Origin of the sequence: Paenibacillus camerounensis, assembly GCF_000723885.1 — a bacterium.
GTDB lineage: Bacteria > Bacillota > Bacilli > Paenibacillales > Paenibacillaceae > Paenibacillus_AQ > Paenibacillus_AQ camerounensis.
This window is the reverse complement of sequence record NZ_CCDG010000072.1, coordinates 1-6,379: the sequence shown is the minus strand read 5'-3', so window position 1 is coordinate 6,379 and position 6,379 is coordinate 1. Positions and strand designations below refer to the sequence as shown.

The window sequence follows — 6,379 nt, the reverse complement described above, 5'->3', positions numbered from 1 at the left end:
CCTCTTCGCGCGGATAACTCTTTTTGATCTCGCGGATATCGCCCTGCACCACCGTATTGGAACGGTCGAGAATTGTAATGTGCCGGCACAGCTCCTCCACATGCTCCATCCGGTGGGTGGAGAACAGGATACTTGTTCCCTGGTCACGCAGCTCTTTGACCGTATCTTTCAGCAGCTCCACATTGACCGGGTCCAGTCCGCTAAACGCTTCATCAAGCACAAGAATCTTCGGCTTATGGACAACGGCGGCGATAAAGCCCATTTTTTGCTGATTACCCTTCGACAGCTCTTCAATTTTCTTGTTGTAGTACTCAGGAACCTCGAAACGGTCCAGCCAGTAACGCAGACTCTTGTCCGCATCGCCTGCGGCCATGCCGCGCAGCCGGGCAAGATAGATAATCTGGTCGCTGACCTTCACCTTCGGATATAGACCCCGCTCTTCGGGCAGATAGCCCATCAGATGCTGCAGCTCGTTGCTGAACTCCTTGCCGTTGTAGAGGATTTTACCCTCATCGGGATAAATCAGGCCAAGCACCATACGCATTGTAGTCGTTTTGCCTGCCCCGTTTGCTCCGAGCAGCCCGTAAATCTCGCCTTGCTCCACCTTCAGATTAATTCCGTTAACCGCTGTCTTATCGCCGTACTGCTTCACTACCTGTTCCAGCTTCAAAGCTTCCATTGGTTAATCCCCTCTCTTCTGGTCTAACAGGACCGGACGATGTCCTTGTGTCCATAGGCTAAGTATTTCATCCAGCTCCAGTGCCCGGCTCTTGAGTACCTTTACGCCCAGATCCAGGATGCGTTTCTCATTCCGGGAAAATTCCCGGGTTATAAATGAAGCCACTCCAGGCTGCTCCCAGCCAAAATGCAAGGCTTCCGGAAGCTCTGACGCCAGCGCCTGCAGCTCCTCTTCATCCGCTGCATTCACCCATACCTCATTCCATAAACCGAACAGGCTGTCTTTCTCGGCCATGCCGAGCAGCTGTCCCTGGTGCATAAGTACAATATAATCGGCCAGCCGTCTTACTTCTTCGACGATATGGGTACAGATCAGTACTGTTGCATCCGTATCATCCATGAACTTGCGCAGCGTTTCAATCATGATCTTCCAGGCAAACGGGTCCAGTCCGGAAGAAGGTTCATCCAGCAGCAGCAGGCGGGGCCGTGCGGCTAATGCCGCAGCAATCTCGAATTTGCGCCGCTCGCCCTTGGACATCTTGCCCAGCCGGGCATCCTGCGGAATTTCCAATTTCCGGGCCAGCTCCTCATAATACTTCTGGTCCCAGGAAGGATACCACTGCCTGCGGAAGCCTGCCGCCTCCTCTGCCGTCCAGAAATTCTCCTCGGCCTGTGAAGTCTCCGGCACATAAGCCATATGCTGGCGGATCTCCAGCGGCAGCCCTCCGGGATGACCCTGTTCAAACCAGCGGATCTCGCCTTCCTCCGGGAAGCTCAGCTGCAGCAGCATATGCAGCAGCGTGCTCTTACCGGAGCCGTTCTGACCCACCAGCGCAGTAATGTAGCCTTGCGGAAGGCTAAGATTAAGCGGCCCGATTGTCCGCTTATGCCGCTTCTTGCTTACCTCCCGCAGCTCTATGGCCTGCTGTACCATGAAACGCCCCCACCCTTCATGACTGTGTGTTATATTTATGCGCTACAATTTCTGTAAACATCCGGGCCAACTCCTCTGCGCTGCACTGTACAGACAATCCAACATCGACTGCACCCTCCAGCGCTTTACGGATCGCTTCCCGTTTGTACTCCTCCATCGCTCCTGCTCCGACATGGGAGACGAACGTACCGGTTCCCTGTCTGGTCCGCAGCAGCCCCTCATTCTCCAGATCCTGATAGACCCGGCGGACTGTAATGACGCTGCATTTCAGTTCACCTGCAAATTCACGGATAGATGGAAGCAGCGTTCCTTCTGTAATATTGCCGCTGATAATCAGTGAGCGCAGCTGAGTCTCAATCTGATGGTACAGCGGCTCGGCACTGTTTTCGTTGATTTGAATAGGTATCCACATCCTTACCCCCGCCCTCTCATACGAGATCGCGGCTCTTAAGCCGGTGTATCGTCCATGCGGAGAACAGCTGTACCGACAGGGTTCCGAGCACCAGTGTTCCCCACATCAGCGGGGAGAGCAGCCCCCACTCTTTCGAACAGCTGACGGTGTATAGAATAAGATTTCCGCCTGCCAGCCAGGTCAGCACTGCCGTCCCGATGTAAATGAACGTAAAGAGCATTACGTAGATAAAATAAGCTTTACCGCTTGCCAGCAGCTCGATAAAAATGTAAAGCCCTGAAACAATCAGCCCCAGCCCGATCCAGGTTAGCGTAAAGGCAAGGTAATCCGTAAACGGCAGTTCCTTACGCATATTACTGCTGAAGGCATAGATGAGGCCGAAAAAAATCGTTCCGTTCAGCCCGATAGAGCTGACTGCGTTCAGCTTTCTTTTGCAGAGAATCACAGCAGTTGGAATAGGCAAGGTGCGCATATAGGCCAGCATCCGGGTATAAGAATCTTCTGTTAGGTACTTCATCGTCCGCTTAGAAAAGGTGAACCCCAGCATCGGAATGACTGTCATGAACATGATGTCGGCCAGAATCTTCCCGTCACCGTTATCCAGCGTATCCTGGATGATCATGCTGGACAGTCCGCCCATGTAACCCATGAACAGCAGTGACCACAGCAGCATCCATAATAGCTTTAGCCTATCGCCGTCAAAGTCACTTCTTACAATGATCCAAGCCTGTCTAAAATTTGTCATATCGCTTTAACCTCGCTTTAATTCAGCAGATATACGGCACATTGCATTACAGGAGTTCACTAAAGCATTTGATATGCTGTCGATGTTCAGTGTGTTTACTGTGTGCTTACTGTGTGCTTACTGTGTGCACAGTATATGCCCTGTATTTTCCAACGTCAATAGTTTTTCTAAGAAAATCTTGGGATTTTGTCCTGAACCCGTTTATGCTACTGTGAGGATACAGCTTGGAACAAGTTAATTCAGGGGAGGCATATATGTTAAATCATCCTTGGTTTACAGTGCAGCGCATAGACGAGCAGACCTTTGCCATCAGTGAATACGGGCACTGGGAGAAGGTCCATTCCTTCCTGCTGCTCGGACAGCAAAAGGCTGCCCTGATTGATACGGGGCTCGGCATCAGCAATATCTCGGAAGTAACCAGGCGGCTGACCCCGCTTCCGGTCTCTGTCCTCACACCCATGTCCACACCGACCATATCGGGGGTCACGGGCTGTTCAGCGATAGTTATGTACATGAGGGGGATTGCAGCTGGCTTGTGGATGGCATACAGGGCTTATCTATTGAACAGATTAGAGCAGATCTGGTGCGGGATTTGAGCCTGCCGCTGCCGGAAGGCTTTAATGCAGACACCTACACACCTTATCGCGGCAAACCGGCCGGGCTGCTGAGTGATGGACAGATTATTGATCTGGGCGGGAGAAGCCTGGAGGTGATACATACGCCGGGCCATTCACCTGGACATGTTTGCTTTTATGAGAAGACCTCCGGTTATTTGTTCACTGGGGACCTGCTGTACGATGAAACGCCGGTTTACGCCTTTTATCCTTCAACAAGCCCTTCGGATCTGGTCCGTTCATGGGAGCGGATCGCTGAAATACCTGGTGTCTCTACAATCTATGGCTCGCACAATACGCTGGGGCTGGACCCCTCCATTCTGGCCGAGGTGAAGCAGGCGGTTAAGACACTGCGGGAGAACAATCTGATCTCGTTCGGAACGGGAATTCATTATTTTAACGGGTTTAGTGTGCGGTTCTAGGAAAATGGAGCAGGAAGGCTAAGAGGGGGATGGCGGGGGTTGGCGGATTCGGAGTTGGTAGAGATTAGCGGAGGTTAGCGGAGACTTATTGCTCGGACCTAAGGGTGGCGGATAGGCTACTTGAAGATAGATTAAAGGGACGGGGGCTATTAGTATTCTGCGTTTGCGGACGTAGCCGTGAAGGCTGGAGTTAAAGCGCACGTGGAGTTTTTGAGCCCCTCCTGCGAGCAACATCAAAGGGATTTTTCCCTCTATTTCTTCCAATCCACCCTCCTCCAATTCACTCTCCTAAGAGCACGATCAATGGGATTTTCATCGTGGTCTGCCCATTGGTCTGCCCGTTGGTCTGCCCGTTCCTCCCCACCAGTCCACCCGACAGCTGCCTCAGCACAAAAAAATGCCTGCACAGCAGCCACTCCCCAAGGAAGTAACTGTGCACAGGCCGATTCGCCTTACATATAGAATTTAGAAGCCCCAGATGGCATCCCAGACCGGCTTGGTGTGGCCGCCCGGATAAAATATGTACAGCAGCACATATACCGCAACTCCTGTGATAGCTGTAATAAACCAGGTCACAGCCGTGATTCTGCCCAGCTTGCGGTGCTTCGCATATTTAGCCTGATAGCCCCATACGAGCGTCGTAATTCCGAACACGGCGGCTACCGTAGCAAGCACGATATGGAAGATCAGAAAGACGTGATACAGCGTCGACAGATGATCCGGCCCGCCCCAGGATGTATTTCCTACAAATATCGTTCTAGACATGTACACAATGAAAAATAGGGTAGCAGCTACAGCGGCGGCGAACATTGTTTTCTTATGCGCTTCGCGTTTGCCCACGATAATCTGTCTCCAGCCGATCGCCACCAGCACCGCACTGATTACGATGAACGATGTGCTGATCGTTGGAAACACTGTAAAGATATCCATGATTGTCCTCCTCGGCACTTACCAGCTATACCCGGGTTAACGCACCATCCCCCAGCTCGCCGGATGGGCCGGAAAGTTCCGGATCGTCTTGCCCGTTCTCTTTTTTATACCAATGATAGAACACATAAGCAAGCATCGAGGCAAAAATAAATTCCTGGATGAACTTCATCACGATTCCGCCGACCTGCTGATCCACCTTGGGTGACAGCCCTCCAAAGAACCCCGGTCCGCCAAAAGCCTGCAGCAGCGCAGCCGGATCACCGGATACACAATAGCCCATCGCCTGCGCCCAGACATTGGGATCACTATAAGTCGCATAAAGCGGCTCAGCCGCGAAAATAATCAGCCCGCAGGCTGGTGTCAGCAGCACCATATTCAGAAAAATAAAGCCGATTTTGACAGGTCCGCCGGCCCGCCGGCTCTCCGGCAGCGGATTAATCAGCGTCCACCACATCAGTGCAGCCGTCACAAAGAGCGCGGCATAATACAACCGGTGTACTGTAAAATGCAGCATGACATAGTCATGAACCGCCGGGATATGATACAGCGAGAACAGCCCGTTGAACAACAGAGCAGCCACTACCGGATGGGCCAGAAAGGATAACCTGCGCAGCGGGTTGGCCTTCACCAGGGCGCGCCAGCACCACTGCGGAATCCCCAGCATCATCAGCGGCACCGCAATCAGATAAGACAGCGCCATACTGACCATATGAAAAGAAAAGAGGATATGCCCCAGCAGGCTGACCGGACCGCCCTGGGCCAAATAGAGCACCAGCAGTCCGCCCATAAACAGCGCCCTCTGCCGGAGGGGAACCTCCGCCGGAGCGGGGAACTGCTGCGCCAGCGGCCCGATCAGCACCAGATAGCCTGCAGCCAGCACAAGAGTACCCGCCAGCAGCAGCGGGCTCCACAGGTCCGCGAAGCTAAAGTATTGCAAGCCAAGCATAGGCCACTTCCTCCTCCGCCAGGTAATTTGTAAGGCATGATGGTGAATTTATGAACAGACCGGCTGCTTCAGGAAGCTCTGTATGCCATCTCCGGCCATCTGCTAAAGATCCCCGACAGCAAAAAAGAGGCAGCAGCTCCCGCCCGCCTCCGCTTTCTTCACATCAATCCCACCACACCCAGTAAAGCGCCATAACAATGCAGGTGCCGGCGATAAAAAAACCGCCCAGCATGAACACAACCGGCAGCAGATGCCCTTTGTCCTTCAGATGCATCCAGAAGCCCATCTGCAGCACCACCTGCAGCACAGCCATTACCAGCAGCAGAATAACAGCAAAGGTGGCATTGACTCCTCCCGCAGCCACAGCCGCGAAGGCAATCAGCGTCAGCGCCACCGAGAAGATAAACACCACAATATGCCGCTGCGGCCCCTCAGGCCGGTGACGGCGCTTCACGCTGCCGCTCTCCTGCGGTTGCTGTTCCGTCGCCATGGCTCAGCCCACCTTTCCAAGCAGGTATACAACCGTGAAAATAAACACCCACACGACATCGATGAAATGCCAGTACATGGCCGATACGTAAATTTTGGGAGCGGTAACTACGGTCAGGCCTTTTCGGGCGAGCTGCCCGATCAGAATGGCAATCCACACAATCCCGAACGCAACGTGTGCCCCGTGGAAGCCGACCAAGGTATAAAAA

The 6,379-nt window shown here is 53.2% G+C and carries 9 protein-coding genes and 1 pseudogene; 1 reads left to right on the top strand and 9 read right to left on the bottom strand.

All coding sequences use genetic code 11. The features are described 5' to 3' along the window. The 4 genes from BN3772_RS24660 to BN3772_RS24645 all read right to left on the bottom strand — a co-directional run. The coding region (locus BN3772_RS24660) for an ABC transporter ATP-binding protein (protein ID WP_042202964.1) at positions 1 to 679 on the bottom strand (679 nt) is incomplete at its 3' end. Between the two features lie 3 nt (positions 680 to 682). Then, entirely contained in the window at positions 683 to 1,612 is a 930-nt protein-coding gene (locus tag BN3772_RS24655; RefSeq protein WP_042202963.1) for an ATP-binding cassette domain-containing protein, read from the bottom strand. 16 nt (positions 1,613 to 1,628) lie between these two features. Then, positions 1,629 to 2,024, bottom strand: coding sequence for a GntR family transcriptional regulator (locus tag BN3772_RS24650; RefSeq protein ID WP_042202962.1), 396 nt, complete (start codon positions 2,022 to 2,024; stop codon positions 1,629 to 1,631). A gap of 16 nt (positions 2,025 to 2,040) precedes the next feature. Next, a complete protein-coding gene (locus BN3772_RS24645; RefSeq protein ID WP_157643644.1) occupies positions 2,041 to 2,769 on the bottom strand; it encodes a hypothetical protein in 729 nt (242 codons plus the stop codon). A gap of 254 nt (positions 2,770 to 3,023) precedes the next feature. On the opposite strand from BN3772_RS24645, the pseudogene BN3772_RS24640 reads away from it, so the two are divergent. Further along, positions 3,024 to 3,805, top strand: a pseudogene (locus tag BN3772_RS24640) (MBL fold metallo-hydrolase). A gap of 280 nt (positions 3,806 to 4,085) precedes the next feature. On the opposite strand, the gene BN3772_RS30755 reads toward BN3772_RS24640, so the two are convergent. The 5 genes from BN3772_RS30755 to BN3772_RS24620 all read right to left on the bottom strand — a co-directional run. Further along, positions 4,086 to 4,244, bottom strand: coding sequence for a hypothetical protein (locus BN3772_RS30755; RefSeq protein WP_157643643.1), 159 nt, complete (start codon positions 4,242 to 4,244; stop codon positions 4,086 to 4,088). Between the two features lie 26 nt (positions 4,245 to 4,270). Continuing rightward, positions 4,271 to 4,735, bottom strand: coding sequence for a DUF420 domain-containing protein (locus BN3772_RS24635; protein WP_042172510.1), 465 nt, complete (start codon positions 4,733 to 4,735; stop codon positions 4,271 to 4,273). A 25-nt stretch (positions 4,736 to 4,760) separates the two neighbouring features. Continuing rightward, entirely contained in the window at positions 4,761 to 5,681 is a 921-nt protein-coding gene (gene ctaG / locus BN3772_RS24630; RefSeq protein ID WP_042202960.1) for a cytochrome c oxidase assembly factor CtaG, read from the bottom strand. Positions 5,682 to 5,844: 163 nt separating this feature from the next. Continuing rightward, a complete protein-coding gene (locus tag BN3772_RS24625; RefSeq protein ID WP_042202959.1) occupies positions 5,845 to 6,171 on the bottom strand; it encodes a cytochrome C oxidase subunit IV family protein in 327 nt (108 codons plus the stop codon). Between the two features lie 3 nt (positions 6,172 to 6,174). Continuing rightward, the coding region (locus BN3772_RS24620) for a cytochrome c oxidase subunit 3 (protein WP_042202958.1) at positions 6,175 to 6,379 on the bottom strand (205 nt) is incomplete at its 5' end.